Source organism: Dactylosporangium sp. NPDC000521, assembly GCF_042898305.1.
Lineage (GTDB): Bacteria > Actinomycetota > Actinomycetes > Mycobacteriales > Micromonosporaceae > Dactylosporangium.
In genome coordinates, this window is sequence record NZ_JBIAYW010000001.1 from 426,673 (window position 1) to 451,962 (window position 25,290).

At 73.8% G+C, this 25,290-nt stretch carries 31 protein-coding genes and 2 pseudogenes; 16 read left to right on the forward strand and 17 right to left on the reverse strand.

Going from position 1 to position 25,290, the window contains the following annotated elements; genetic code table 11:
• Positions 1–29: 29 nt before the first annotated feature.
• A pseudogene (locus ACFY3L_RS01960) lies at positions 30–358 on the forward strand (methyl-accepting chemotaxis protein); the annotation flags it as partial.
• Here ACFY3L_RS01960 and ACFY3L_RS01965 read toward each other — a convergent pair.
• From ACFY3L_RS01965 to ACFY3L_RS01990, 6 genes are read right to left on the reverse strand one after another with little or no spacing between them, the layout of a single operon-like run.
• Entirely contained in the window at positions 348–1,001 is a 654-nt protein-coding gene (locus ACFY3L_RS01965) for a hypothetical protein (protein WP_389317614.1), read from the reverse strand. The pseudogene ACFY3L_RS01960 and the gene ACFY3L_RS01965 overlap by 11 nt on opposite strands.
• Complete coding sequence (locus ACFY3L_RS01970; RefSeq protein ID WP_389317617.1) at positions 998–2,398, reverse strand: hypothetical protein; 1,401 nt, start codon at positions 2,396–2,398, stop codon at positions 998–1,000. Before ACFY3L_RS01970 ends, ACFY3L_RS01965 begins: the two co-directional genes overlap by 4 nt.
• A complete protein-coding gene (locus tag ACFY3L_RS01975) occupies positions 2,395–3,171 on the reverse strand; it encodes an ATP-binding cassette domain-containing protein (RefSeq protein ID WP_389317620.1) in 777 nt (258 codons plus the stop codon). Before ACFY3L_RS01975 ends, ACFY3L_RS01970 begins: the two co-directional genes overlap by 4 nt.
• 31 nt (positions 3,172–3,202) lie before the next feature.
• Positions 3,203–3,886 (reverse strand): hypothetical protein, encoded by a 684-nt coding sequence (locus tag ACFY3L_RS01980; RefSeq protein WP_389317623.1) that lies wholly within the window; start codon positions 3,884–3,886, stop codon positions 3,203–3,205.
• A gap of 2 nt (positions 3,887–3,888) precedes the next feature.
• Complete coding sequence (locus ACFY3L_RS01985; RefSeq protein WP_389317626.1) at positions 3,889–4,410, reverse strand: RNA polymerase sigma factor; 522 nt, start codon at positions 4,408–4,410, stop codon at positions 3,889–3,891.
• 45 nt (positions 4,411–4,455) lie between these two features.
• Entirely contained in the window at positions 4,456–5,682 is a 1,227-nt protein-coding gene (locus ACFY3L_RS01990) for an MFS transporter (protein WP_389317629.1), read from the reverse strand.
• 74 nt (positions 5,683–5,756) lie between these two features.
• Here ACFY3L_RS01990 and ACFY3L_RS01995 point away from each other — a divergent pair, with 74 nt between their 5' ends.
• Entirely contained in the window at positions 5,757–6,257 is a 501-nt protein-coding gene (locus ACFY3L_RS01995) for a MarR family winged helix-turn-helix transcriptional regulator (RefSeq protein WP_389317632.1), read from the forward strand.
• A 3-nt stretch (positions 6,258–6,260) separates the two neighbouring features.
• Here the strand turns inward: ACFY3L_RS01995 and ACFY3L_RS02000 are convergent, their stop codons facing one another.
• From ACFY3L_RS02000 to ACFY3L_RS02015, 4 genes are all read right to left on the reverse strand, one after another.
• Positions 6,261–6,965, reverse strand: a complete 705-nt coding sequence (locus tag ACFY3L_RS02000) for an MIP/aquaporin family protein (RefSeq protein ID WP_389317634.1) — start codon at positions 6,963–6,965, stop codon at positions 6,261–6,263.
• A gap of 237 nt (positions 6,966–7,202) precedes the next feature.
• The gene (locus ACFY3L_RS02005) at positions 7,203–7,829 is read right to left on the reverse strand and encodes a TOPRIM nucleotidyl transferase/hydrolase domain-containing protein (protein ID WP_389317636.1); all 627 of its coding nucleotides are present in this window, start codon (positions 7,827–7,829) and stop codon (positions 7,203–7,205) included.
• 45 nt (positions 7,830–7,874) lie between these two features.
• Positions 7,875–8,123 (reverse strand): hypothetical protein, encoded by a 249-nt coding sequence (locus ACFY3L_RS02010; RefSeq protein WP_389317638.1) that lies wholly within the window; start codon positions 8,121–8,123, stop codon positions 7,875–7,877.
• A 25-nt stretch (positions 8,124–8,148) separates the two neighbouring features.
• Positions 8,149–8,697: a hypothetical protein gene (locus tag ACFY3L_RS02015; RefSeq protein WP_389317640.1), complete on the reverse strand. Its 549-nt coding sequence runs from the start codon at positions 8,695–8,697 to the stop codon at positions 8,149–8,151.
• Positions 8,698–8,727: 30 nt separating this feature from the next.
• Between ACFY3L_RS02015 and ACFY3L_RS02020 the strand changes: the two genes are divergently transcribed.
• Complete coding sequence (locus ACFY3L_RS02020) at positions 8,728–9,156, forward strand: hypothetical protein (RefSeq protein WP_389317642.1); 429 nt, start codon at positions 8,728–8,730, stop codon at positions 9,154–9,156.
• 3 nt (positions 9,157–9,159) lie between these two features.
• Here ACFY3L_RS02020 and ACFY3L_RS02025 read toward each other — a convergent pair whose 3' ends face one another.
• Positions 9,160–10,122 carry an aldo/keto reductase gene (locus ACFY3L_RS02025; protein WP_389317645.1) on the reverse strand — a complete coding sequence of 321 codons (963 nt, stop codon included), beginning with the start codon at positions 10,120–10,122 and terminating at the stop codon, positions 9,160–9,162.
• A 59-nt stretch (positions 10,123–10,181) separates the two neighbouring features.
• Here ACFY3L_RS02025 and ACFY3L_RS02030 point away from each other — a divergent pair, with 59 nt between their 5' ends.
• Positions 10,182–10,661, forward strand: a complete 480-nt coding sequence (locus tag ACFY3L_RS02030) for a hypothetical protein (protein WP_389317648.1) — start codon at positions 10,182–10,184, stop codon at positions 10,659–10,661.
• Between the two features lie 61 nt (positions 10,662–10,722).
• A complete protein-coding gene (locus ACFY3L_RS02035) occupies positions 10,723–11,361 on the forward strand; it encodes a class I SAM-dependent methyltransferase (RefSeq protein WP_389317651.1) in 639 nt (212 codons plus the stop codon).
• 235 nt (positions 11,362–11,596) lie between these two features.
• On the opposite strand, the gene ACFY3L_RS02040 is transcribed toward ACFY3L_RS02035, so the two are convergent.
• Positions 11,597–12,817: a nitroreductase/quinone reductase family protein gene (locus ACFY3L_RS02040; RefSeq protein WP_389317654.1), complete on the reverse strand. Its 1,221-nt coding sequence runs from the start codon at positions 12,815–12,817 to the stop codon at positions 11,597–11,599.
• Positions 12,818–12,944: 127 nt separating this feature from the next.
• Between ACFY3L_RS02040 and ACFY3L_RS02045 the strand changes: the two genes are divergently transcribed.
• Positions 12,945–13,499: a TetR/AcrR family transcriptional regulator gene (locus tag ACFY3L_RS02045; protein WP_389317657.1), complete on the forward strand. Its 555-nt coding sequence runs from the start codon at positions 12,945–12,947 to the stop codon at positions 13,497–13,499.
• Positions 13,500–13,586: 87 nt separating this feature from the next.
• Here the strand turns inward: ACFY3L_RS02045 and ACFY3L_RS02050 are convergent, their stop codons facing one another.
• From ACFY3L_RS02050 to ACFY3L_RS02060, 3 genes are all read right to left on the reverse strand, one after another.
• Positions 13,587–14,327, reverse strand: coding sequence for a hypothetical protein (locus tag ACFY3L_RS02050; RefSeq protein WP_389317660.1), 741 nt, complete (start codon positions 14,325–14,327; stop codon positions 13,587–13,589).
• An 87-nt stretch (positions 14,328–14,414) separates the two neighbouring features.
• Positions 14,415–14,993, reverse strand: coding sequence for a hypothetical protein (locus ACFY3L_RS02055; protein WP_389317662.1), 579 nt, complete (start codon positions 14,991–14,993; stop codon positions 14,415–14,417).
• A gap of 71 nt (positions 14,994–15,064) precedes the next feature.
• On the reverse strand, positions 15,065–15,697 hold the full coding sequence (locus ACFY3L_RS02060; protein WP_389317665.1) for an RNA polymerase sigma factor: 633 nt from the start codon (positions 15,695–15,697) through the stop codon (positions 15,065–15,067).
• Between the two features lie 181 nt (positions 15,698–15,878).
• Between ACFY3L_RS02060 and ACFY3L_RS02065 the strand changes: the two genes are divergently transcribed.
• The 6 genes and pseudogenes from ACFY3L_RS02065 to ACFY3L_RS02090 all read left to right on the forward strand — a co-directional run bounded on the left by ACFY3L_RS02065 (position 15,879) and on the right by ACFY3L_RS02090 (position 20,127).
• A complete protein-coding gene (locus ACFY3L_RS02065; protein WP_389317668.1) occupies positions 15,879–16,793 on the forward strand; it encodes an NAD-dependent epimerase/dehydratase family protein in 915 nt (304 codons plus the stop codon).
• A complete protein-coding gene (locus ACFY3L_RS02070) occupies positions 16,790–17,713 on the forward strand; it encodes an RNA polymerase sigma-70 factor (RefSeq protein WP_389317671.1) in 924 nt (307 codons plus the stop codon). Before ACFY3L_RS02065 ends, ACFY3L_RS02070 begins: the two co-directional genes overlap by 4 nt.
• Complete coding sequence (locus tag ACFY3L_RS02075) at positions 17,710–17,901, forward strand: hypothetical protein (RefSeq protein WP_389317673.1); 192 nt, start codon at positions 17,710–17,712, stop codon at positions 17,899–17,901. The genes ACFY3L_RS02070 and ACFY3L_RS02075 overlap by 4 nt, the downstream gene beginning before the upstream one ends.
• 329 nt (positions 17,902–18,230) lie before the next feature.
• Complete coding sequence (locus tag ACFY3L_RS02080; protein ID WP_389317676.1) at positions 18,231–18,749, forward strand: hypothetical protein; 519 nt, start codon at positions 18,231–18,233, stop codon at positions 18,747–18,749.
• Positions 18,750–19,274: 525 nt separating this feature from the next.
• Positions 19,275–19,783: pseudogene (locus ACFY3L_RS02085) on the forward strand (O-acetyl-ADP-ribose deacetylase).
• Complete coding sequence (locus ACFY3L_RS02090) at positions 19,780–20,127, forward strand: DNA polymerase beta superfamily protein (RefSeq protein ID WP_389317679.1); 348 nt, start codon at positions 19,780–19,782, stop codon at positions 20,125–20,127. The pseudogene ACFY3L_RS02085 and the gene ACFY3L_RS02090 overlap by 4 nt, the downstream one beginning before the upstream one ends.
• Here the strand turns inward: ACFY3L_RS02090 and ACFY3L_RS02095 are convergent.
• A complete protein-coding gene (locus ACFY3L_RS02095; protein ID WP_389317681.1) occupies positions 20,103–21,041 on the reverse strand; it encodes a DUF2332 domain-containing protein in 939 nt (312 codons plus the stop codon). The genes ACFY3L_RS02090 and ACFY3L_RS02095 overlap by 25 nt on opposite strands.
• 39 nt (positions 21,042–21,080) lie before the next feature.
• On the opposite strand from ACFY3L_RS02095, the gene ACFY3L_RS02100 reads away from it, so the two are divergent.
• Positions 21,081–21,449 carry a hypothetical protein gene (locus ACFY3L_RS02100; RefSeq protein WP_389317684.1) on the forward strand — a complete coding sequence of 123 codons (369 nt, stop codon included), beginning with the start codon at positions 21,081–21,083 and terminating at the stop codon, positions 21,447–21,449.
• Positions 21,446–22,213: a hypothetical protein gene (locus ACFY3L_RS02105; protein ID WP_389317687.1), complete on the forward strand. Its 768-nt coding sequence runs from the start codon at positions 21,446–21,448 to the stop codon at positions 22,211–22,213. The genes ACFY3L_RS02100 and ACFY3L_RS02105 overlap by 4 nt, the downstream gene beginning before the upstream one ends.
• A 269-nt stretch (positions 22,214–22,482) precedes the next feature.
• On the opposite strand, the gene ACFY3L_RS02110 is transcribed toward ACFY3L_RS02105, so the two are convergent.
• Entirely contained in the window at positions 22,483–23,166 is a 684-nt protein-coding gene (locus tag ACFY3L_RS02110; protein ID WP_389317689.1) for a hypothetical protein, read from the reverse strand.
• Positions 23,167–23,318: 152 nt separating this feature from the next.
• Here ACFY3L_RS02110 and ACFY3L_RS02115 point away from each other — a divergent pair, with 152 nt between their 5' ends.
• Positions 23,319–24,482 carry a sensor histidine kinase gene (locus tag ACFY3L_RS02115; RefSeq protein WP_389317692.1) on the forward strand — a complete coding sequence of 388 codons (1,164 nt, stop codon included), beginning with the start codon at positions 23,319–23,321 and terminating at the stop codon, positions 24,480–24,482.
• Positions 24,479–25,162 (forward strand): response regulator, encoded by a 684-nt coding sequence (locus ACFY3L_RS02120; RefSeq protein WP_389317695.1) that lies wholly within the window; start codon positions 24,479–24,481, stop codon positions 25,160–25,162. Before ACFY3L_RS02115 ends, ACFY3L_RS02120 begins: the two co-directional genes overlap by 4 nt.
• The last annotated feature ends 128 nt before the right edge of the window (positions 25,163–25,290 follow it).

Consider the following 25,290-nt stretch of genomic DNA (forward strand, 5'->3'; position numbering starts at 1 on the left):
CGGCGATGGTCATCACCGCGTCGACGTCGACGACGATGAGCAGGCTCGGTGCGTCGCCGGCGGAGATCGGCGACGTCGTCAAGGTGATCACGTCCATCGCCGAGCAGACCGACCTGCTCGCACTCAACGCCACGATCGAGGCCGCCCGCGCCGGCGACGCGGGCAAGGGTTTCGCGGTCGTCGCGTCCGAGGTGAAGGATCTCGCGCAGGAGACCGCCGGGCCACCGACGACATCGCCCGGCGCGTCGAGGCGTCCCGCGTCACCAGCCAGGGCGTCACCGAGTCCCAGCAGACGACCGCCGAGCCGGCCAGGGTGTCCTCGGAGCTGTCGACCCTCGTGGCGAGCTTCAGGTACTGACGTCGCGGGCGCCACGCAGCGTGAACAGGGCCGTCCCGGCGGCGAACACCAGCGCGGCGCAGACCGCACCGCCGGCGTCGCCGGCCGGGCGGCCCGGCCAGATCCACGGCGTCGTCAGGGCGGGGCCGTGCCACTGGGTGTACAGCGCGTACACGCCGGCCATCGCGTAGCCGAGGGGCCCGGCCCACGCGGGGGCGCCGCCGAGCAGGACCGCGCACAGCAGGCCGACGCCGACCAGGCCGGCCAGGTCACGCACGCCGCGGAGCGTGCCGCCGGCCGCGAGCAGGGCGCCGGCGGCGACCCCGGTCAGCGCCAGCGCGGTGCCGAGGCGCAGACACGACAGCCGGCTGCCGGTGGCGCGCTCCGGCTCGCCGAACGGGCTCGCGGAGGTGACGGCGATCGCCGCGGCGCAGCCGGTCTCGAACAGCAGTGGCAGCTGCAGCGCCCCGTAGTCCTTCCACTGCCACAGCAGCGCGACCCGCAGCCCGGCGGCACAGGCCAGGATCACCGCGAGCGCGGCCGGCACCCGCCGCCCGACCGCGTGCAGCCATACCAGCCGCGCCACGACGCCACCCCCGGCCCGCCGCCACGGCCGCGCGATGAAGCCATCGGTCCGCCGCCAGGGCCGTGCAGGCGAGGTCATGGCAGCTGCTCCACGGTCAGGGTGCCGGCGCGCAGCGCGTCCAGGTGTCCGGCGAGCCAGGCCCGTCGGGCTTCCAGTGGTAGCGCGGCGAGCCGCCGGGCCGCCGCGGCCGCGTCCGGGTCGGTCACCGCCGCAGGGGTGCCGAGCAGGGCGGCGACGACCGCGTCCTGCGCCGGGGTGGCGTCGCGGGCCGCGCCGATGACCGAGGCGACGATGTCGTGGCCGGCGTCCGCCCGTACCGCCGCCGCGACCTCGTCCAGGGTCAGCGTCCGGCCCGGCAGCTGGCTCGGCAGCAGCAGCCGATACTCCGGCGGGGTCCGGCCCCACGCCTCGCCGGCCCGTGCCACGCCGATGCCGCCGGACCCGGACCGGTAGGTGGTGGCGGCCTGCGTGACGCGGACCGGCGCGCCGGGCAGCCCCGCCACCGCGCCGAGCACCGGCGCGAGCGCCTCCGTCACGGCCGGCAGGTACACCGCGTACGCCGGATGCAGGCAGACCGGGACCGGCGTGCCGCCGCAGATGGGGGTGTACGGCACCGGCCGGTCGTCTGCGGCGTCGTGCAGGACGGGGATGGCGACCATCCCGTGCGGGTCGATCCGCGCGGTGCCGGCCAGGGCGGCGGCGGTCCCGGCGGCGAGGAGCCCGGCCGCGGTGACGGCGGCGGCGGACCGGCGCAGCCACGGCCTGCCGGACCCGGCCGGCAGGCCCAGCAGGCCGAGCAGCGCCGCGGTCCACCCGGCGAGGAACAGCAGCTGCGCGATCGGCAGGTCCGGCAGGTACGGGTAGAACGTCGCCACCCCTTGGTCGGCGCCGAGGTTCCAGGGGTTCGCGACCAGCGGCGAGATCTGCCAGTGCGACCTGTCGCCGTGGATGAGCTGGACGGTGAGCTGCAGCGCGAGGAACACACCGACGGCGGCGACGGGTGCGGTGAGCCGGCTCGGGCGCAGCGCACCGGCGGCGAACCCGGCCGCGGCGAACGCGGGCAGGCTCGCGGCGCCGACCGTCGCGGGCCACCACAGCGGCCCGCCCCACGCACCCTGCGCGGCGGTCACGCCGTACAGGACGCCGACACACACCAGGTAGGCCAGCAGCGCCCAGCAGGTGGTGGCGGCCCACGCGACGGCCTGCCGGGCCCACCGCGGCCGGGCGGTGGAGGACAGCAGGCCGGTCATGCCGTGGCGGCCCTCCCGTGACCCGATCCACGCCGCGACCCCGACCACGCTCGGCGCGAACACCGACACGGCGGCGGTCTGCATGCTCGTCGCCCGGATGTTCCACAGTGGCGGGTAGGCGACGCTGCGCCGGAAGGCGACGAGCCAGAACAGCGCGCCGAGCAGCGGCAGCATCCACACCATCGCGTTGCGGCGCAGCTCCAGCCGCAGCAGCCGCGCCGTCACGGCCGCACCTGCGCGGGGCCGGTGCCCGGCTGCGAGGCCGCCGCGAGGACGGCGCTGTAGCCGCGTTCGAGGGGCGCGTCGCCGGCGGCGTCGGTGCCCTCGCCCCGTGCGGTCAGCTCGCCGGGGGTGCCCCGGAAGACCAGCTTCCCCTGCCGCAGCAGCGCGACGTCGGTGCAGGCGGCGCCGACGTCCTCGACCAGGTGCGTGCTGACGACGACCGTGCCGGTCTCGCCGAGGTCGCGCAGCAGCGCCCGGAACGCCACCCGCTGCTCCGGGTCCAGGCCCGCGGTGGGTTCGTCGAGCAGGATCAGGTCGGGCTCGTTGACGATCGCCTGCGCGATGCCGACCCGGCGCAGCATCCCGCCGGACAGCGTCCGTAGCTTCGCGCGGGCGTGCTCGCCCAGGCCGACCCGTTCGACGGCGGCGGCCACCGCGCGGGGCACCGCGGCGGCCGGCATCTCCTTCAGCAGCGCGAAGTACTCGACGAACTCCACGACCGTGAACGCCGGGTAGTAGCCGAGGTGCTGCGGCAGGTAGCCGAGCCGGCGCCGGATCCGCCGGCGCTCCCCGTGGTCGCCGGGGTCCAGGCCGAGCAGCCGGATCCGCCCCGACGACGGCGGCAGGACGGTGGCGAGCATCCGCAGCAGCGAGGTCTTGCCGGCCCCGTTCGGGCCGAGCAGGCCGAGCACTCCGGGCCCGGCGGTCAGCGTCACCCCGGCCACCGCCTGGGTGCGGCCCAGCCGCCGGGTCAGGTCCGTGATCTCGACGTTCATGACACTCCATCCGTGTACCGGCCGGTCGCGTTCATGCGGCGCCTCGCGTGAGCCGGGTGGCGAGGAGGACGATGGTCGCGCCGCAGGCGGCGACCGTCAGGTACGGGACGATCAGCGCCGCCTCGGTGACGGCGGCCGTCATCCGCCCGGCGGCGACCCGGCCCGACAGGACGGTGATGACCCAGCCCGCGACGCCCGCCGCGACGCCGGCGTTCGCCGAGCGGGCGAGCGTCGCGGCGGCGAGGGCGAGGGCGCACACCGCGGTCATCGGGACCAGCCAGCCGAACGTGACCGCCGTGGCCGTGCCGGACGCGACCGACGCGCCGAGGCCGAGCAGCGCGTTGAGCCCGAAGACGGCGAGGGCCCGGACCAGCAGCACGAGCCGGTCGCTGACCGCCATGCTGCACGACAGCTCCCACGCGGGGTCGATGCCCGGCCCGTACGCGTAGGCGATGCCGGCGGCGGCGACCGCCGGCGCGCACAGGGCGACGTACGGCGTCCCTGTCCCGCGCGTCGCCAGGACTCCGGCGGCGAGCACGACGACCGTGGCGATCACCCAGCCGAGCAGCAGCGACGGGGTGGTGACGAGCGCCCGCGCCAGCCCGGCCGAGCGCAGCAGCCGCCCGGCGAGCCGCTCCACGGGGCCTGGCCGGCGGCGCCACACCTGCGCGGCCACACCGACCCAGACGCGACCCAGATCGACGTCGTCAGGCACCCTCACTGTGCACCTCCGCCCTGCAGCGCGGCCCGCAGCAGCCGGCGGATCTGGTGCGCGCGGCTCTTCACCGTGCCCGCCGGGACGCCCATCAGCTTCGCCACCTCGGCCACGGTCCGGTCCTCCTCGTACATCAGCCGCCAGGTCTCGCGCTGCGGGCTGCCCTGCGGTCCCAGGGTCTCGACCGCACCGGCGAGCTCGACCCTGGACAGCGCCGCGTCGATGGGGTCGGGCTGCTCCTCGAGCGTGGCGAGGACCGTCTCCGGGCGGCCGCGCCGGCGCAGCCACAGGGCGGCCTGCCGCCGGGCGATGCCCCACAGCCAGCCGCCCGCACCTTCCCGCCGGTACCTGCCGGCGCCCCGCCACGCGCCGAGGAACGTCTCCTGCAGCACGTCCTCGACGTCGGCGGCGGGCAGCACCGCGCGCAGGCGGGCGGCCAGCCACGGCGCGTGCCGTGAGAACAGCACCCGCAGCGCGGTGTCGTCGCCGCCGGCCATCGCGGCGATCAGCGCATCGTCGTCCATCACCTACTCTGTTGCGTGGCGGCGGCCTCAGGTTCGCCGATGCTCTCAGTTTTCCGTTTGCCGGCGCAGGTGTCGTACCGACGACGGCGCCAGCGACAGGAGCACGGTGGCGGCCATGACGGTCGCGGCGACCACCAGCCAGGTGCGCTCGCCGGCCGCCGCCGCGACGGGTCCGGTGAGCGCCAGGCCGAGCGGGCGCATGACGAACGAGCCGACCTGGTCGAAGGCGAACACCCGGGCGAGCTTGTCGGGCGCGACGTTCTGCTGGATGGCCAGGTCCCAGTTGACGCTGAACACCTCGAGGCCGAGGCCGTGCAGGAACGCGCCGGCCATCACGACGGACAGCGGGACCGGCAGCGCCATGGCCAGGGGGAAGCAGGCGGTCATCGCGAGGAACGCGGTGCCAGCGAGCAGCATCCGGCGCGGCCGGTACCGCAGGGTGACGACCCCGCCGACCATGAAGCCGGCCATCAGCGCGGCGAGGGCCCAGCCCCACGCCGCGTCGCCGAATTGGCGGGTCATCAGGACCGGCCCGAGGACGCCCTGCACGCCGCCGTAGACCAGGTGGTAGATCAGCGCCTGGACCAGCAGCGTCCACAGCCACGTGTGCCGGACGACCTCGCGGGCGCCACCGGTCAGGTCGTCGAGCAGCGAGCGGGCCGCCGCCTTCTGCTGCCCCGTCACCCGCATGGCGGTGAAGCAGGCCGCGGCGGCGGCGAACGTCGCGGCGTCCACGGCGATCGCCCAGCCCGGCCCGAACAGCCCGACGAGCAGGCCGGCGAGGCTGAAGCCGAGGATCATCGCCGTGTTCTGCGACAGGCGCAGCACCGACACGGCGGTCGGCAGCGCGGCGGCGGGCACGGTCTGCGGGACGACGGCGCGGGAGCTCGGCCCGGCGACCGCGGCGAGGCCGCCGTTGACGGCGCTCATGACGGCGAGCATCGGCACGGTCGCCGCGCCGGTCGCCAGGCTCACCGCGACGGCGGCCTGCGACAGGCACGAGAGGGTGGCGGCGGCCCGCATGAGCAGCGCGCGGGAGAACCGGTCGCCGAGCACCCCGGCGAACAGGGTGGTGACCACGTCGACCAGCGCGTACGCCGCGACGACCAGGCCCAGCTCGGTCGCCGAGCCGCCCAGGTGCAGCACCGCCAGGGCCATCGCCACGGGTGTGATCGCCGACCCGAGCCCGATCAGGGTCCGGCCGGTGAGCAGCCACCGGAACGGCACCGAGTCCCACGGTTTGGTCGCCTGCCTGTCGAGCACCTCCAGCATCGCCCGACGGTATTTCGCTGGCGAACAATTTGTCAACGAACTGTTCGCTGGCTAACGAATGGTAGGATGTGGGCATGGGGCAGGACTTCGCCGACCGTCACATCGCCCGCTGGCGGGACCACTGGATCGACATCCCGTTCGACGACGCGATCGAGGCGGCCACCGTGCGCCTGGCCCGGATCGCCCGCCACTTCCGCGACACCATCCAGACCGCCGCGGCGGAGGTGGGGCTGCAGCAGTTCGAGTACGAGACGCTGCACCACCTGATGGTCCGCGACACCCCCGGCCACGCCTCGCCGCGCGCGCTCGCCGACGACCTCGGCGTCTCCCCGGCGGGCATGACCGGCCGCCTCGACACCCTGGAGAAGGCCGGCTACATCAAGCGCACCCCCAGCCCCACCGACCGCCGCAGCGTGAACATCGAGGCCACCACCGCCGGCGTCGCCATCTGGCGCCGCGCGATGATGCTCCGCGGCCGCGCCGAGGAGGAGCTGCTCGGCGCCCTCTCCGAGCGCGAGCTCGCCACCCTCAACCGCCTGCTGAAGAAGCTCACCACCGCGACCGGGACCGGGTAGTGCCTACGGTTCGGCCTGGCGTTCGGCCGCCGGGGCCGTCGTGAGCTCCTCCTCGGGCAGCGGCCTGACCGGCAGTTCGTCGGGGTTGAGGGCAAGGAACACGGCACCGGCCACGGCACCGGCGAGCAGCTGGAAGACGATGTAGAGCACGGCGGTGTACCACGTGAGCAGGCCCATCATCCAGACGCCGACGGTGACCGCCGGGTTGAACGCGGCGCCGGAGATCCGCCCGACGGCGATGGCTCCCGCGGCGGCGGTGAAGCCGATCGCCAGGCCGTAGAAGGAATTGTTCGGATTGGTCTTGCTCGTGGCCACATTGAGCATGACGTACACCAGCGCGAAGGTGAACAGCACTTCGACCAGCAGCGCCGTGAACAGGTCCCGGCCGTACAGGTGAAGTTCAGCGACGTTGCGCGGGTTCACCACGAAGACGGTCACGACGGCACCGGCCAGCGCCGCGATGACCTGCGCGACCCAGTAGGCGACGGCATCGGGAATCGTCAGCCGGCGCCGGACGAGGACACCCGTGGTCACCGACGGGTTGTAGTGCCCGCCGGAGACGTGGCCACCGGCGTAGACCATGACCATGAGCACCGCGCCGATGGCCAGTGGAGCGAGCGGGGTTCCGGTCAGCACGCTGGTGCCGACCGTGAAGACCAGGAAGAACGTCCCGATGAGCTCCGTGATGTAGGCGGCGTGCTTGTGCATGACTGCCTCCTCGGCACTGACGGGTCTTGCTCCGGTGCCGCGATCCGGACCCGCAGGCAGCCGGAGCGTGCCGGCCTGATGCCCGCCGCGGGCCCGGTTAGGCCGGCCGGTGCCGCCGGAAATGCCGCGACGCGGCCGACACGGTGCTCCACGGCGGGTGTATCGCGGCTGTGCGGGGTAGGAGTCCGTCACGCTGCATCCGTCGACAGCCGGGGCGGATGCAGCGGCCGACCCTCGTCACGGGCGGCCGTCGGTGAGGACGGCGTCGAGGGGGTGCGGGACCCGGTCGAGGCCGACCGTCTCGACGAGCAGGCGGGCGTAGCGCAGCTTGCGCCGGGCACCGCTGGCGAAGAACCGGCGCAGCTGCGCGCCGGGCGGGCGGTCGCGCCACACCGGCTGGTGCTGCATGGTGCGGAACGGGCCGAGGTCGCCGTGCTCGTCCAGGAGCGCCTCGATCGCCGGGACACCGATCGCGCGGATCAGCTCGTCCTCCAGGTCGGCGACGCACACGTGGAACCCCAGCGCCGCCATCTCCGCCCGCGTCGCCGGGGCGCCGATCCCCGCCCGGGCGAGGCCGCGCCGGAAGACGTGCTCCTCGCCGGCGTCGCACAGGCCCGCCAGTCGTACACCCTGCGGCCCGAACCGGGCGAGGAACCTCGGGACCGCGTGCGCGCCGCCGACCGGCAGCACCACGACCCGCTCGGCGTCCAGGTCCCGGCCCCGGCGCCCGGCCAGGGCCTCGAGGGCGATCTGGTCGCTCAGCCCCTCCACCAGCAGGATCGCCGCGGCGCCCTCGGCCTTCGCCAGCGCCCGGGCGGTCGCCTGCACGCCGGCCTCCGGGCCGCCCAGCTCCGCGTCGTCCACCCGCTCGATGCAACGCCTACGGCCGCGTCCCGGCCACCGATTTTCTCAGCCGGGCCAGCCCGGCAGGGTCGGCAGCAGACGCTCGGCGATCTGGGTGGCGCGGTCGACGAACGGGCACAGCTCCTGCGACTTGCGCATCTCCGGGTCGGTCGAGTCCACCTTCGGCACCACGCCGGCGTCGGCGCGGCCGGGGTTCGGGTCCCAGCGGCCCGTCAGGACTCCGCCCGCGGAGACGGCGATCGCCACGGTGATGACGGCCGGCAGGATCCAGCCGAGGAGAGGGCTGCGTCGCATGGCCGGAGCGCGTACTGGACGGTGACTACGCGTGGGTCAGGCGGTCGATCGAATCGTCCGTGTCGCTGTCCTCGGCGTCCGCCCGGACGTCGATCTCCCAGCCGCGGGCCTCGGCCCTCGCACCCGCCTCCAGGAAGCCCGAACTGCCCGGCGTCAGCTGCAGCACGACGCTGTCGTCGCGCCAGTCGGACGTCACGGTGACGACGCCGCGGTCGCCGTCAGCCATGAACGCGGCCATCCCGCGCAGCACCGTGCACGCCCACACGAGCGTCGGGAGCCGGAAGTCGGCCCGCGACTCGAACTCGACGACGAGCGCGGCGGTGGCTTCGTCGTACCGCAGCAGCAAACCATCGTCGATGAGGCCGAGCAGCACGTCGGCATGGTCGCCGTCGAGCCACGTGTCGCACTCGGCGATCGCGGCGGGCAGCTCGTCGCGGTCCTCGTGCCCGCCGGTGACGCCGGCCCAGTCCGCCGGCGACCAGCTGGACGCCTTGTTGGCCGGCGCGGTCAGGTACGCCCGCAGGCGTGACCGCTCGATCCTGACCGCCGCCGTGACGCAGACTGACTCTGACACGGCGACACTGTAGACCGTTAGGAGATTCCGGTGCGCAACCCCGCTGTCGAAGCGCTCGACGTCCTGGTCGGCCGGTGGCGCCTGACGCTGAGCGACGCCTGGTTCCTGGACCCGGCCGACCTGCCCAGGCACGGCACCGCCACGGCACGGTGGCTCGGAGAAGCGTTCGTCGAGCTGGAGGCCGAGCTGGGGGAGGGGGCGACGTGGCACTTCGTCTTCGGCCGCAGCGACGCCAACAACCAGCTCGTCGCCCTGTACCACGACGAGCGGCCGACGTCGCGGGTGTTCCGCACGACGTTCGCCGGCGGCGAGTGGGTGATGCTCCGCGAGGACCCGGACTTCCACCAGCGCTACGTCGCCACCGTCACCCCGGACCGCATCACCGGTCACTGGGACGCCTCCGACGACGGCGGCGTCACGTGGCGCAAGGACTTCGACCTGACCTTCGAGCGGCTGTGAGGCTCATTGTCCGGCGTACGGGTCGGCCCAGTCGAACCGGTCGGCGGCGTCGAGCCGGGCCAACTGCTCGGGGCTGAGCGCGAGCGCGACGCCGTCGAGCGCCGAGTCGAGCTGGTCCACCTTGCTGCCGCCCAGCATCGGCCGGACACCGTGGCTGAGCAGCCAGGCCAGCACCACCTGCCCGCGGGCCGCCCCGGTCTCCGCGGCCACCGCGTCCAGGGCGGCGATCCTGGCCGTGTTGCCAGGGTGGTCGTACACGTCGGGAATCCGCTTCGACGGGTTGTCATACGCGCCGGAGAGCAGCGGCGTGTACGCCCACACGTCCATGCCGTGCTCCTTGGCGTAGTCCGCCTGCTCGTCGCTGAGCACCCCGAAGCGGTGCACGACCCCCGGCGGCAGCGTGCCGGGCCGCGGCCGCAGGTAGGTCGCGTTGAGCTGCAGCGCGTCGAACGGCTGCACACCGGCCGCCTCCGCGTGCGCGCGCCCGCGCTCCACCAGCCACGCCGGGTGGTTGGACACCCCGAACCGGTCCGCGGCCAGGCCCTGCAGCGCGTCGACGGTGTCCTCGATGCGCACCGACCGGTCCTCCTGATGCAGCCACAACAGGTCGACCCGCTCGACGCCGAGCCGCTCCAGGCTTCCGTCGAACGCCTTCCGGACCGCGCCCGGCGACAGCCCCGCCCGCCGCTGCGGCCACGACCCGGGCTCGACCGGCTCGGCGCCGAGCTTCGTCGCGATCCGTACCGTCGTGCCGGGCCGGGCCTTGAGCCACCGCCCGATGACCCGCTCACTGTCCCCGCCGCGCCCGCTGTCACTGGCCCAGAACGCGTAGCAGTCCGCCGTGTCGACCCACACCCCGCCCCGCTCGACGAACCGGTCGAGCAGCGCGAACGCCGTCCGCTCGTCGACCGTCGTCCCGAACATCATCGCCCCGAGCACCAGCGGCACCCGCTTCTCGTCGTCCATGCCACGACCCTCACACCTGGAGCGCGCTCCAGGTCAACCCCTTGTGCGATCATGCCGCAGTGGGCTTCTTCGGTGGTTTCCTGTACGACGGCCGGTCCTGGACCGAGACCGACCACTCCGGCATGACGGCGCCGTCCGGCCCGTGGCTGCACGTCGACATCCACGACAGCGACTTCGCCGTCCTCACGTACCGCCCCGCGGGCCCGGGCACCGGAACCGCGTTCATCGGCTACACCCCCAGCGTGTACTTCGGCGAACCCGACGCCAGTCCACCCACCGACGCGCCCCGCGAGGCCGCCGGCCTGGCCGCCTGGTGGTCCGGCCTGAACCCGTCCGCCTCCGCGGCCGACCGTGACACCATGGCCGCCACCCTGCTGCCGTACCTCGCCACCGACGAACCCCAGGACGACGAGGACGACGAGGACGACGACGAGTTCGAGGACGAGGACGAGGACGACGGCACCTCCCCGTTCGTCGAGGACAAGGTGGACGACTTCCTCACCGCCCTGGGCCTGCCCTCGTTCCGCACCGCCCCCTGAGCCCCGTCGCACCCCGAGGGCGGCGGCCCGGCTTTCCGGCCGTGCGGTAGCGTCGCGCGGCATGGGGGAGCCGGACTGGGTGGTGGACACGCGGGCGTCGTACGACACGGTCGCGGTCAGCTACGGCGAGATGCTGAAGGACGCCATGGACGGGCAGCCCGTGGTGCGGCACCTGCTGGCGCTGTTCGCGGAGCTGGTGCTGGGCGCCGGAGGCGGCCCTGTCGTCGATGTCGGCTGCGGTACCGGACGGGTCACCGCCCACCTGCGAACGCTGGGCCTCGACGCGTCCGGCGTGGACCTGTCACCGGGCATGATCGAGGTCGCGCGGCATAACCATCCGGGGTTCAGGTTCGAGGTGGGGTCGATGACGAGCCTGGACCTCGCCGACGGGTCGGTGCGGGGGATCCTCGCCTGGTTCTCGATCATCCACGTGCCTGACGACGCGGTCCGGCAGGCGTTCCGCGAGTTCCGGCGGGTGCTGCGGGACGGCGGGGTGGTGCTGGTCGGCTTCTACGTCGGTGACGCAACGACGCTGAAGACCGAAGGCTACGGCGGCCATCCGATGAAGGTGCACGTCCACCGCCGCCCCGTCGAGCGGGTCGTCGCGTGGCTCGCCGAGGCGGGCCTGCGCACCGAGGTCGAGGTGCTGCACCACGTGAGCGACACCGCGACCGGCGGCATACTCATCGCGCACACCTGACGGCGCTGGCTTCGGGTGCGGCCGCCCGCCGCGGCCGGGTCGCGATGGCAGCGGGGTGAGGAACAGCCTGCCGGCCGCGATCCTCACCCACGTCGTCGTGAATCTGGTCGTGAACGGTCCACTGAGGACAGACCGTCCCGACATCGTCTCCGCCAGGCCCGAGGCTGAGGCCGGCCCCCGGCATGGTCATCGAGCGCCTCAGGCCATGACCGGCCGCCACGGGGCAGTGCAGTGCTCAGCGTGGCGAGCCGGGCACGTCCGCCGCGTGCGGGCGCAGCCGGACGACGGCGATCCGGCGGCGCACCTTGGCCTGGTAGCCCTCGTACGCGGCGAGGGATGCGACGAGCCGGGCCCACAGGGCGCCGCGCTGCTCGCCCTGCACCTCCGACGCGGTCACCCTCAGTCGTTCGCCGCGGGTCTCGACGACGGCGTTCGGGTCGGCCAGCAGGTTCAGCCACCACTGCGGTTCCCGGTCGATACCGCCGTTGGAGGCGGCCACGATGTAGTCGGTGCCGTCGCGCAGGTACAGCGTCGGCACGGTGAACTGCCGGCCCGAGCGCCGGCCGCGGACGGTCAGCAGCAGCACGTCACAGCCGCGGAAGCGGTGGCCTATGCGGCCGTTGCTGCGGCGGAACAGGGCGATGTGTATCCGGGCCGCGTTCTTGCTCACCCAGGTGAACAGGCGGTCTCGAGGGGCGACGCGGGTGTGTGTGCTCATGGCCGGCGGTGCGACGTAATGGAAGGTGCGGCGCTCGGCGCGGGCGAACCGCCGGACGAGGAGCCCTCCGACGGCGCGCAGGACGGGACCGCCGGGGATCCGCCGTACGGCGTGCGGCGGGAGGCCGTGCATCACCCAGGCGAGCACCGCGGGGACGTCGCGGGCGCCGTACTGCGGCGCGAAATGCTCCTTGTCGAGCCGCTCCCAGTCGTGCTGGGTGAGGTGGGCCTGGACGAGCGCCATCGCGTCACGCTCCTCGTGGGCGAGGTGGGCCTCGAGCCGGTCGCGCAGTTCGGTGACCTGCCCGACGAGCACCTCGCGCGTGTCGGCGGCGCCGGTGGTCCCGGCGGCCAGGCCGGCGAACCCGGCGCCGCAGGCCTGCAGCAGCGGATCGATGTGCTCGTGCTCGGCGGCCATTGCGCGCAGTACGGCGGCGTCCTCGCTACCGGCCGTGCGCCGCAGCAGCAGCGGCCAGAGCCCGGAATCCTCACCGTGGTGGTGCTTGTGCAGCGCGCCTGAGAACAGCGCCCACCGGCGCTTGAGCCGCTTCCAGCAGGCCTGGTCCCCGGTCGGGGTGGCGGCGGTGGCCGCGGTGAAGAGGGCGAGGTCGCGCCGGAACGCGTGGTGCATCACGTACATGGCTGCGGCATCGACGGGGCCGCCGGGTGCGGCCGTCTGGCCGGGAAGGACGAGCTGCTCGACGTCGAGGGCGCCGTCCGGGCGGATCGAGGTTGTCATGATCTCTCCTTTCGCTTGAGTCAAGGTACTATGAATTGGTCCCTGATAAAGTCAATAAGTGGTCGAAGGAAAGCGGACATATCACTCAAAGATCCGTGCGCAGCAGGCTGAGCGGACTCGAAGCGCCGTGATCGCCGCCGCCGCGGAGTGCTTCACCCGGTTCGGATTCGCCGAGACGACCATGAAAGCCATCGCGGCGCATGCGGGTGTCTCGGCGCAGACCGTCTTCGCGCACGGCGGCAAGGCCGCATTGCTGCTCGCCGCGGTCGACCGGAGCATCGCCGGCGACGGTGTGCCACTGCTCGCACAGGACCGGTTCCAGCAGATGCTGAACGCGCGCGCCAAGGATGAGAAACTCCGCATGCTGCGCGAGATCACGGTGGACTGGCTGCCGGCGGCCGGGCCGATCCTGCGGTCGTTCCGCGAGGCGGCGCCCGGTGATCCCGAGATCGCCGCGGCGTGGGAGGAGTACGAACGCCGCCGCTACAGCGACGCGAGGGCCATCATCGAGTCCTGCTCGCACCTGCTGCGGTCCGGGCTGACAGTCGAGCGCGCCACCGACATCTACTGGGCGGCCCTCAACCTGCAGACGGCGGACGCACTCCTGCTCGGCCGGGGGTGGTCGTTGGCCGACTACGCCGACTGGCTCATGGACGGCATGGACCGCCTGCTGTTCCGATGACCCCGTCACGTCCGCGCCGGCGGCATCATGAGCAGCGCAGCGGACACCACCTCACGCGGGCCGACCTGGCCTCACCGCACCGAGCGCTTAGCGGCGGCGGAAGAAGCCACGCTTCGGGGGCTTCGGCCGCACGAGCTCCTCGATCAGGGAGTGGATCGTGTCGAACGTCAGCACGGTCGGGTTCCGGTCGGCTGATGCGAGCAGGCCCAGGCAGCGCAGGTGGAACTCGCGGGTGCCGCGCTGCTCGACGGTGAAGACGGGGCCGCCCGCGAAGCCGTCGGGCAGCGTGCCCTGCCAGCGGACCACGCCGTCCGGGTCCCGGGCGACCCTGGAGGTGGCGATGGCCAGCGGCCGCTCCTCACCCGGTTCGTCCGGTTCCCGGGTGACGTGGCCCAGGGCGTACGCCGGGCACGGCTGCGCACCGACGGCGCGCACGTGCTCGGCCTTGGCGACGGCGCCGTCGGTGACCTGCGTGGTCGACCAGGACCAGCCCTTCCTCGCCGCGTGTTCGTGGAGGAACGCCGTGCTGGTCACCGCCACGCCGGAGCGCCGCGACCACATCTGCTCGAAGTCGGGCACGGCCAGGTGGTCCGGCGCGGCGCCGGTGGGCTCGATCAGCTCGGGCCGCAGCCGCACCTCGCCAACCTTGGTCCGCGTCAACCGGTCGGCGGTCAGCCACCATTCACGGACCTGCTCGCCGTCGGGCGTGGTCTCCACCAGCTCGTTGTAGAAGAACGCCGTCCCCGGGCTCGAGCGCGGCCCCACCGGCAGCGTGCTCGCGCTCCAGTGCTCCAGGACCAGGTCTGCGAGTGGATCATCGTCGGTCACGGCTGACATCATGCCTGCCGCACGTCCGCGCCGGCGACCCCGGACACCGCCGCTCGACACGCTGGCTTCGAGTCGGCGGTGTCATGGTCACGAGGAGCGGACCTGCCGTTCGATCTGCATGAGCTTGTCGACGTCGAGGTCGGTCTCGTAGCAGGTCGGGCCCGGGTCGGTGAAGAGTTCCGGGTGCACGACGAGCCGCCGCTCGCCGTCGAGGCTGGCCTCGATCGTGCCGATGACCAGGACCGCGCCGGCTGGGATCCGGTCGGGCTGGATGACGACGCTGTGCAGGGCGTCGGGGTGGGTGCGGCGGTACTCCCAGCTCTGGTACGCCGTGATCAGCGACGACCACGTGCGGCTGTCGCGGGTGCCGCGCTGGTCGGCAGGGCATTCGCCGGGCTTGTGGCCGGGCAGGACGATGGCGTGGATGCCGGCCTTCCGCAGCGCCTCGGTGGCGCCGGCCGGGTCGCCGGCGTCGTTGATCGTGAACGTCACCGAGCCGTCGCCGTTCGGGCTCAGCGCGTACGCGGGCTTCGCGTCGGGCTGGGTCACGGCCAGCGCCACGGCGGTCGCGGCGACGGTGATGGCGGCGGCGACGACGCCGGCCATGGCGAAAGCCCGGCGGGGGCGCGGTGCGGGTGCGGGCTGCAGTTCGAGGAAGGCGGTCATGACCTGCTCCTTTCGGGCGAGGAGCCGGTCGGCGGGGAAGTCGGGCGGTTCGGGCCTCATCGGATCTGGTCTCATCGCGTCCCTCCCAGGGCCGGCCGGGACGGCGCTGCGCCGTCATCAGGTTCGTGTCCGTGGCGCCCGGCCGCTTCCCGGGCGCCGTCCTCGCCGATCTCGCGGCGCAGGCGGGCGCGGGCCCGCGACAGCCGGGAGTGGACGGTCCCGACCGGGATGCCCAGCGCCGTGGCCGCGTCCGGCGGGCTGAGCCCCATCCACGCGCACAGCTGCAGCACCTCCAGCTCGCGCTCGGGCAGCCGTTCGCAGGCCCGCCGCACGGCCGCCATCCGGCGCTCCGCGTCGACCCGGGCCGCGACGTCCTCGACGTGGTCGGGGCTGTCGCGCAGCGGGGGGAGCCGGGCCAGCGCGGCCCGCCGCCGCCGGTTGGACCGCCACTGGTTGCGCACCAGGTTGTGCGCCACCCCGAGCAGCCACGGCAGCAGGCTGGCCTCGGTGAGCTCGGTCCGGCCGCGCGCCGCCCACACCTCGAGGAAGACGGCGGCGCTCAGGTCCTCGGCGAGCGCGGCGTCCCCGGTACGCCAGAAGCAGAAGGTGTACACCTGCCGCGCATGCCGCGCGTACAGGTCGCCGAACGCGGCGGCGTCGCCGGCCCGCGCCCGGTCCCACAACAGTCGGTCGTCGTCATCCATCACCATTGCGGTGTCCGCCGCCGCCCTCCGCTTCCCGCGCCGGGATCACGGTTGCATAACGCCGCAGTCGGTACGGATGCCGGGGGTCACTCCGCGTCGGGAAGCGGCACGGTGTCACAGGACGGCGGGCTGTCTCGTCCCGGAGAGGAGTACAGAGGAACGCGGGACGAGGAGGACGGGCATGCGAGTGTTCGTGGCAGGCGGGACCGGGGTCATGGGGCGCCGGCTGGTGCCGCTGCTGGTGGCGCGCGGGCACCAGGTGACCGCGACGACCACGACCGCGGCGAAGGTCGGGCTGCTGGAAGAGCTCGGCGCGAAGGGGGTCGTGATGGACGGGCTCGACGCGGCAGCCGTCGGCGAGGCGGTGGCGGCGGCCGCGCCGGACACCATCGTGCACCAGATGACCGCGCTGTCGGCCGGGCACTCCGGCAAGCCCAACCCGCGGCGGCCCGACCGGTTCTTCGCGCTCACCAACCGGCTGCGCAGCGAAGGTATCGACCACCTGCTCGCCGCGGCCGAGGCGACCGGCGGCGCGCACGTCGTGGCGCAGGGGCACGCGAGCATGAACGGCGGGCGCGACGGCGGCTGGGTGAAGACCGAGGACGACCCCCTGGAGATCGTGGAGGGAACCAAGGCGATCAGCCACCTCGAGTCGTCGGTCGTCGCGGCCGGCGGCGCGGTCCTGCGCTACGGCGGCTTCTACGGCGCCGGCTCCCATGACGAGCAGGTCCACCTGGTCCGCCGGCGGCTCGTGCCGATCGTCGGGCGCGGCACCGGGCACGTCTCGTGGGTGCATGTCGACGACGCCGCGGCCGCGACCGTCCTCGCCGTCGAGCAGCGGGCGCACGGGGTCTTCAACATCGTCGACGACGAGCCGGCCCCGGTCGCGGTGTGGCTGCCGTACCTGGCGGAGTGCGTCGGGGCCAAGCCGCCGCGGCGCATCCCGGTCTGGCTGGCAAGGCTCGTCGCCGGGGAGATGGCCGTCGGCGCGCTCGTGGAAGGGCGTGGCTTCTCCAACGCGAAGGCGAAGCGGGAGCTCGGCTGGCAGCTGCGGTACCCGTCGTGGCGGCAGGGCTTCAAGGAGGAGATGGCGTGACGAAGGTGGAGGAGTTCGAGGAGCTGCGGCCGCTGCTGTTCGCGATCGCGTACCGGATCCTCGGCAGCGTCGCCGAGGCGGAGGACGCGGTCCAGGAGACCTGGCTGCGCTACGAGCAGACCGGCACCCGGCCCGCCTCGGCGAAGGCGTTCCTGTCGGCGGTGGTCACGCGGATCTCGATCGACGTGCTGCGCTCCGCGAGGGTGCGGCGGGAGGCGTACGTGGGGGACTGGATGCCCGAGCCGCTGCTCGCCGACCCGTACGACGACCCGGAACGCAGCGCGGAGCTCGCCGACTCCGTCTCGATGGCGGCGTTGCTGCTGCTGGAGCGCCTGACGCCGCTCGAACGGGCGGTGTTCGTGCTGCGGGAGGTGTTCGGGTTCGGCTTCGCCGAGGTCGCCGCCGCCGTCGGCCGGTCCGAGGCGGCGTGCCGGCAGCTGACCGTGCGGGCGCGGCGGCACATGGACGTCGGCCGCCCCCGCTTCGAGGCCGACCGCCGGGAACGCGACGAGCTCGCCGCCCGGTTCTTCGACGCCCTCCGCGACGGCGACGTCGACGCGCTGCGCGAGCTGCTCTCCGCCGACGTGCAGATGGTCGGCGACGGCGGCGGCAAGGCACCCGCTCTCGCCAACACGATCGCCGGCGCCGACAAGGTGGCGCGCCTGCTCGCCGCGTACTTCCCGGCGGTGTTCCGTGCGGACCTGGGCCTGGAGCAGTGCACGATCAACGGCCAGCCCGGCGCCGTGTTCCGCGACGGGAACGGCAACGTCGCCGGTACCGTGTCACTCGACGTCCTCGACGGCCGGATCCAGACGATCCGCTCGGTGGTGAACCCGGACAAGCTGGGCCACCTGGGCCCCGTCGCGGACGGGTGGGCCCTCGCCCGCGAGGTGAAACAGGCCCGGGTGGCAGGGGAGTGACCGATGATGACGACCACTTCGTCGTCAAGGGCCGTCGCTGGCGGGCGACCGACCCCGCCATCCCGCCGGAGGTCGCCGTGGAGCTCCGGCAGCTGCTGATGGCGGCCCGCCGGACGTCGGTGCGGCGCTGCGGGCGGGCGAGGACCCGGCGCCGGAGCCGCTGGGAGCGGGGCCTGCGGAAGGGCTAAGCCTCGATCCACCGACGGACATCGAGATGTGATGGTGTCGGGGGTTTTGGAAATTCCCTCTGAGCTGGGATGACGGGAGTTCTCTACGCTTCCGTCATTGTGCTCGAGAGGGCATCGCGTAGGTGCGATTGCTAAATGTCGGCCGTGCGGTGGGCGCGGTGTTCGATGAGGCGAATGTGGTGTCGTGTGCCGGGCTGGTACCGGTGATGGGGCTGGCCTATCTACGCCGGGAGAAACCCGGTGCCCTACGCGATCGACTTCGTCGTCGCCTCGCGGAGCTGTGCCGAGTGCCCGCCAATGGTGGTGCACGTCGTGGTAGACAATTGCCAGTGACCACCGACGCGTTGACGGCCGTGACGGCGCTGGCTGGCTCGCCGCCGGCGCCGACGCGGCCCGTGCCGCAGCAGACGCTCGAGACGGTGTTCGGCATGCCGCTGCCGACCGACTATGTGCGGTATGTGCGCACCGTGCCGCCGGGGGTCTACCGTGACACGCTCGCGGTCGACCAGCCCGACGGTGACGGCTCGACGGCAGAGCTGGAGGCCGCCCTGGAGTTCCGCCGCGGGCTGCTGCGCGACGACGACGCACCGGAGCGGCTTGTCCCGTGGGCGACGCTCGGCCGCGACTACCTGGTCTGCTGGATCGCGGACGGCGACGCGCCCGGCGACTGGCAGGTGGCCGTCTACGAACCCAATCCGTTCACCGGCGGTACGATGTATCCCTTCGCCGGCGGCTGTGTCGACTTCGTGCTGGCGTTCGCGGCCGGCACCACAGGTCTGGCCGTGCTCGACTACGCCTACGGGCATGACCCAGGCCAGCTGTTCACTGCATTTCCTGATCGCAGCTGAGCGCCGCGCCTGCCAGCGGCCGGCAGCGGGGGGACGGCCTAGGGTGGCGCGGTGGTCCGGATTCGGGGCTGCACCCGGCGGCGGTCGACGTCGGCAGGTGGTTGAAGCTGCCGCCAGCCCGGACCCCGGTGTAGCTGCCGTCGGCGGCCTGCAGTTTTGAGGTAGGCCGCCCAGTTGTTCTTCGAGGTCGTGATCTGTGCCGGGGGCGACGTCGCGTGCGCCGGGATGGCGGTGGCCAGTACGGCAGCGACACTCAATGCGGCGATGACGGTGGGTCTGTGACGCATCGGTGCTCCTTCGGAATCAGGGCACGATGCTGCCTCGATCCGAAGACCCGAACCCGGAAGCCTGGGCGCCACGGAGCAGGTGGTCGGCACCTCACCGAACATGCCGGCGCCCCCCCACGCCTTCCTCAGCATGCCGGGCGTCGTCCCGCACGCCAGGGCCGCCCGAGCGGAGATCACCGGCTTCCTCCACGGCCGCCTGACCTGACCGGCCCGCATCGCCGGGTGGCATCATGCGGTCATGGAGATCGAGGTGGTGCTCGGGGACATCGTCGAGGAGCAGGTGGACGCGATCGGACCGCGGCCAACGAGTCGCTGCTCGGCGGCGGCGGTGTCGACGGGGCCGTGCACCGGGCCGCCGGGCCGCGGCTGGCGGAGGCGGGCGCGGCGATCGCCCCGTGCGACCCGGGCGACGCGAAGGCGACGCCGGCGTTCGCGCTCGACCCGCCCGTGCGGTACGTCATCCACACCGTCGGACCGGTCTGGGAAGGCGGCGGATACGACGAGGCCGCCGTCCTCGCCTCCTGCTACCGCCGCTGCCTGGCGGTCGCCGACGACCTCGGCGTCCGCAGCCTCGCGTTCCCCGCCATCGCGACCGGCGTCTACGGCTTCCCGCCGGAGGCCGCGGCCAGGATCGCGGTCGACACGCTGCGCACCGCCCGCACGTCGGTCGAGCGCGTGCGCCTGGTCGCGTTCGACGAGGAAGCCGTGGACCTCCTGACCGCCGCGCTCGCCCGGGAGCCGTCGTGACGATCGAGGTGCCGGCGTGGGCGGGGGAGGCCGCCCGCGGGCTGGCCCGTCCGCTGCTGTTCGCGACGGTCAGCGGGGCGCACCTGTACGGGTTCGCGTCCGTCGACTCCGACCTCGACCTGCGCGGCGCGCACCTGCTCGCCGCGAAGCGCGAGGCCGAGCATGGGCCGCTGCCCGCCGGCGCCGCCGCGCACCTGGCCGCCGGCGTCCCGCGGCTGCGCGCCGCGTTAGAGGCCGCCCGCGAGGCGTCGCACCTGCCAGACCGGCCGGCCCCGGCGGCCGTCGACGCGCTGCACGACCTGGTGGTGCGGACCCGGCTTCAGCCGAACCAGGTCATCGCCTGACCGTGAGGCCTGGTCCACGCGAGAGGGTGGCCGTCGAGGGCCAGCACGTTGTGCAGCGTGTCGTCCGGTGCCGCCGGGATCCGCCCGTACGGAAGGACGTCCGCGCCTTCCACCGCGATCCAGTGGCCGGGCAGCCGCCGTACCACCTCCGCGAACGCCAGACGGCGAGCCGGTGGCACCTGATAGAGCACCGAGGTGTGGAAGACGACCAGGGTCGCGTCGCCGGGCGCCCGCGCCGCCAGGCCCGGCAGGTCGTCGACGAGGTCACCGCGGCGCAGGACCGGCGGGTCGGCGGCGGCGACGGCGGCCGCGGCGCGCAACCGGTCGCGGCGGTGCTGGTGCTCCGGCCAGATCAGCGACTCCAGCCAGGCGACGTCGGCCGGGTCCGTGACGTCGAGCGGGTTCAGGTCGATGCCGGCCCGCCACACCACCTCCGGCAGCCGTCGCGGCGGTGCCGTGCCGGTGAGCGCGCAGTCGAGCACCGGACCGTCCTCGCCGATGACGTCGCCGCCGTTGTACCGGTAGCGGTACCGGTCCGGGTAGAGCCCCAGACCCGCGGACGCCCCCACCTCGAGCAGCGCCAGGGGCTGCGGCAGCGTGGCGAGGACCGGCAGCAGCAACGCGCACCGCCCGGCCTCGTTGGTCTGCGTGGCGCGCCGCCGCAGCCCGGTCTCCACGGCGGCCCAGTTCGCCACCGTGAAGTCGTGGAACGCACCCGGATCCTCCACCGGCCCGCCGAGCAGCCGCACCACGCCGAGCAGCAGGTTCGGCTGCCGCTTCGGCTCCGGCACCGTCTCCAGCAGCGCCACGACCTCGGCGTCCCGGGCGATGGCGTGGCACAGTCGCTCGTACACCGGCGAGACACCCCGCGCTTCCCTCGCCGCGAATTCGGTGAACGTCGATGCGGTGCTCATCCGGTGATCGTCGCACGACTGTGTGGCACGATCGGGGTCGTGGATGACGTGTCGCGGGGACCTGTGCTGGTGATCGGGCTCGACCCCGAACGGATCCCGGGCTGGGATCCCGAGCCCGTCGTGGCGGCGATCGCCCGCGGCCAGGCCCGCTTCGCCGAGCACGGCATCGAGTCCGACCTGTGCCTCCTCGCTCCCGACGAGGACCCCGGCACCGCGATCACCGAGGCCCTGACCGCCAAGCCCTACACCTGCGTCGTGGTCGGCGGCGGCATCCGCAAGCACGAGCCGCTGCTGCTCCTCTTCGAGCAGGCCGTCAACCTCGTCCGCCGGCACGCGCCGGAGGCGGCGATCGCCTTCAACAGCACCCCCGAGGACACCGCCGACGCCGCCCTCCGCTGGCTCCGGTGACCACCTGCTGGTTCCGCCCGCTCGGCGACCCTGGGCGGCATCAAGAGGTGCGCCTGGAGGACCTTGCGGCCTTCTACGACTCGCCGGAGGCGGGCCCGGGCTCCGCCTTCCGCTGCGACAGCCCCACGGCCTCGGTGATCGTGGCCCTCGTCGGCGACACCCACTGCCTGGTGGCGCTGCGCTCTCGGGGGACGGACGACCAGTTCCTGGTCGAGCCCGGCAACGACGAGACGTCGGTGGTGCTGTCCGGCGTCCGGACGGCCGTGCTCGCCGGCGCCGTCGTGCCCCGCCACCGCGGCCTCGACGCCCTCCAGGGCATCGACGACGTGCAGCGGCTGCGCGCCGCGCACTCCTGGCGGGCCGTGCCACGCTGGCAGCACGACCCGCTGTGCGACCGGCTCGGCGACGTCGTCGAGGCCCTGATCGACCGCGCCTACGCCGCCCCACCGGACGCCCCGGCCGGGCTGCTCCATCTCAAACACCTCATGCTGATGCACGACGAGGCACAGGCCAACGGTCTCTCGCCGCAGTTGGCCGAGGACGCCGCCCTCGGCGCGGACCACTTCGACCTGCCCGACCTCGCCGTCCTCCTCCGCGGGATCCACGCGGACGAGGACCTCGACTGGCGGCACTACGCGAGGTACCAGGAGTGCTCAAGCCCGTTCGGCGACGACGCCGGGGCGATCCGGGCCGCGGTGGCGCGCCGGTTCGACACGTCCCCGGGCGACTTCGGCGCCGACGACGGGCAGCGGCCGTTCGGCTAACCTGCTGCCGTGGCCGGCTTCCCGCCGTGTGACGACCTGTGTGGTGCGCTGGAGGAGCACGTCCGGTGGTTCTTCAGTCCCCGTCCAGTTGAGGTGCTGACGTGGGAGGCGGGGCCGATCCGCGCCGTGAACCCGCACTTCCGGGTGCTGCGTGTCGCTCCCGCTGAGCCCGGCGGGCTGTGGGAGTACGTGTCGACGGGCGGCTGGGCCGCCACCGCCGAGCGTGCGGGCCGCTGGCCGGCGCGTCGCCGGCCAGCGGCCCCGGTCCGTCACTGGCCGTCGCGGAGCCAGCGCCAGGCGACGGCGCCGACCCAGACCTCGAACGCCAGGGTGCTCAGCGCGAGCAGCGGGAACATCGCCCCCGCCACCAGGGTCGCGCTGCCGGCGAGGCTGAGCACGACGATGACGACGGCCGCGCGGACCAGCCACGGGTTCCGGCCCCCGGCCCGCAGCGCGAGCGCGATGGACCCCATGAAGAACACCCGGGCGAACACCGAGAACGCCAGCCCGAACGGTGCGACCGAGTCCCACCCCGCGAGGATCCGCAGGTCCGCCCCGGCGGAGGCGGCCTCCAGGGCCACGTCGTGCAGCATCCCGCCCAGCGGCCAGATCAGCGCCAGCAGCGCACCCGCCGCGACCGCGACGGTGGCGAGGACCCCGCTGCCGTCGGCCCGCCGCAGCCGCACGTGCACCGCCCCGAGGAACCCGAGCAGCAGCGTGCCCGCGGCCATGAAGGCGAAGTTGCCGATGCGGTACAGCTGTGAGGCGTCGAGGACGCTCTGACCGCGCTCCAGCGCGGGGTCGGTCGGCGAGCCGCCGTGCGGGAGGACGAACACCGTCATCGCCACCATCACGAGCAACTGGCAGACGGTGAAGGCGATCCCGAAGCGGGTGCTGGCGCGGGTCACGTCGACGGCCGGCGCCTGGGGGCGGCCGGTTTCGGTCAAGGTCATGGCGATTCCTCAAGGTTCGGTGGAGGTCCGCGAGCTGCGGATGCCGCCACCGTACGAACGGCGCCGGCCGACTCGCATCGACCCAGGGGCTGCTCCGACGATCAGCCCGTGGGATGAGGCCCGCGACGCTGGTCATGGCCTACGCTCGCGGCGTGAACGCAAGGCTGGACCGGCTGCACGTGACACGGCTGGACGTCGTCCTGACCGCCGTGCTGACGGTCGCCGGGCTCGTCCAGGCGCTGGTGCTGCCGTTCGCCGCGCCGGGGGTCGGCGAGCTGTACGTCATCGGCTCGACGCTGCCGCTCGCGTGGCGCCGCCGGCACCCGGTCGAAGCGGCCGCGGTGTCGAGCGCGTTCTGGCTCATCTCGATGGACGGGTTCCCGCTGCTGGGCTTCGTCACGGCGATGCTGCAGTACTACGCCCTCGGCGCCTACGGCTCGCCCCGCGTGGCGGTGTGGGCGGTGTCGGTGTGGGCGTGCGTGACGGGGGTCGTCGGCACGCTGCTCGGCCCGGAGGCCCCGGCGGCGGCGATCGGCGCGGTCCTCGTCGTCGTCGCACCGGTCCTCGCCGGGCGCGTCGTGCGCCGGCAGCGGCAGCAGCACCAGGCGCTGCTGGACCTGGCCCGCGAGCTGGAGGCGGAGAAGCGCAAGGTGCAGGAGGCCGCGGTCAGCGAGGAGCGGGCCCGGGTCGCCCGCGAGCTGCACGACGTCCTCGGTCACGAGCTGACGCTGATCGCCGTGCAGGCGGAGGCGGCGTCGGCGGCGCTGCGGCTCGCCCCCGACCGGGCCGCCGCGCCGGTCGAGGCGATCCGCGAGACCGCGCACCGGACGCTGCGCGAGATCCGCGCCGCCCTGGACGTCGTGGCGCCGCCGACCGACCCCACCGACGCGACCCCCGCGGGCCTCACCGACCTCGCCCGCCGGGCGCGGGAGGCAGGGATCGCGAACTCGCTCACCGTCACCGGCACGCCGTGGGCCGGTCACACGTCGGTGTGGCTCGCGGTCCACCGGATCGTCCGCGAGTGCCTGACCAACGCCGGCCGGCACGCGCCCGGCACGCCCGTGACGGTCAGCGTGCACTGGGCGCCGGACACGGTCACGGTCACGGCGGCGAACGCCGCCGGCGCCGGCCCGCCGGCACGGTCGGCGGACGGTGGCAGGATCGCGGAAGGAGACCGGACCACCGACCGGGAGGGCCGTGGCCTTGCCGGCATGCGGCACAGGGCCGAGCTTCTCGGCGGCACCTTCGCGGCGACCAAGGGCGGCGGGCGCTTCGAGGTACACGTGACGCTCCCGCAACCAGGAGCGGCGACATGATCCGCGTCGTCATCGCCGACGATCAGGAACTGGTCCGGCACGGGCTGCGGCTCATCCTCGAGCTGGCCGGGTTCGAGGTGGTCGCGGAGGCAGCCGACGGTGCGGAGGCGGTCGCCGTGGTGGCCGCGCACGCGCCGGACGTGGTGCTCATGGACCTGCGGATGCCGGTGATGGACGGCGTCGAGGCGACCCGGCGGATCGTCGAGAGCACCGCAGGGCGCACGCGGGTGCTGGCGCTGACCACGTTCGACACCGACCAGCACGTCGTCGACGCCCTGCGGGCAGGGGCGGCCGGCTTCCTGCTCAAGGACGTCACGTCCGACGGGCTGAGCGACGCGGTCCGCCACGCCGTCGCCGGCGAGCCCGTCCTCGCGCCGAGCGTCCTGGCCCGCGTCCTGGACCACTTCACCGCCCGGCCGCCGGACCCGGCGGCACCGGCGGAGCCGCCGCCCGGCCTGAGTGAGCTCAGCGAGCGCGAGCTGGAGGTCCTCGGCCGCATCGGCGCCGGGCTGTCCAACGCGGAGATCGCCGCCGACCTGGTCATCAGCATGGCGACGGTGAAGACGCACGTCCGGCACATCCTCGCCAAGCTCGACGTCAGGGACCGCGCCCAGGCCATCGTGGTCGCCCACGACGCCGGCCTCCGCCGCGGCGCGACGCGCCCGGCAGGCGGTGTGTGAGCGCATCAGCATGCTGCAGGCGCCCCGCCATCGGACGTGTCAAGCAGCGGACGGATCCGCCGCTCAAAGCTGACACGGGGGCCGAGACCAGGAACTTATGATCATGGCTCGGACAGCCGGAGGCGTTG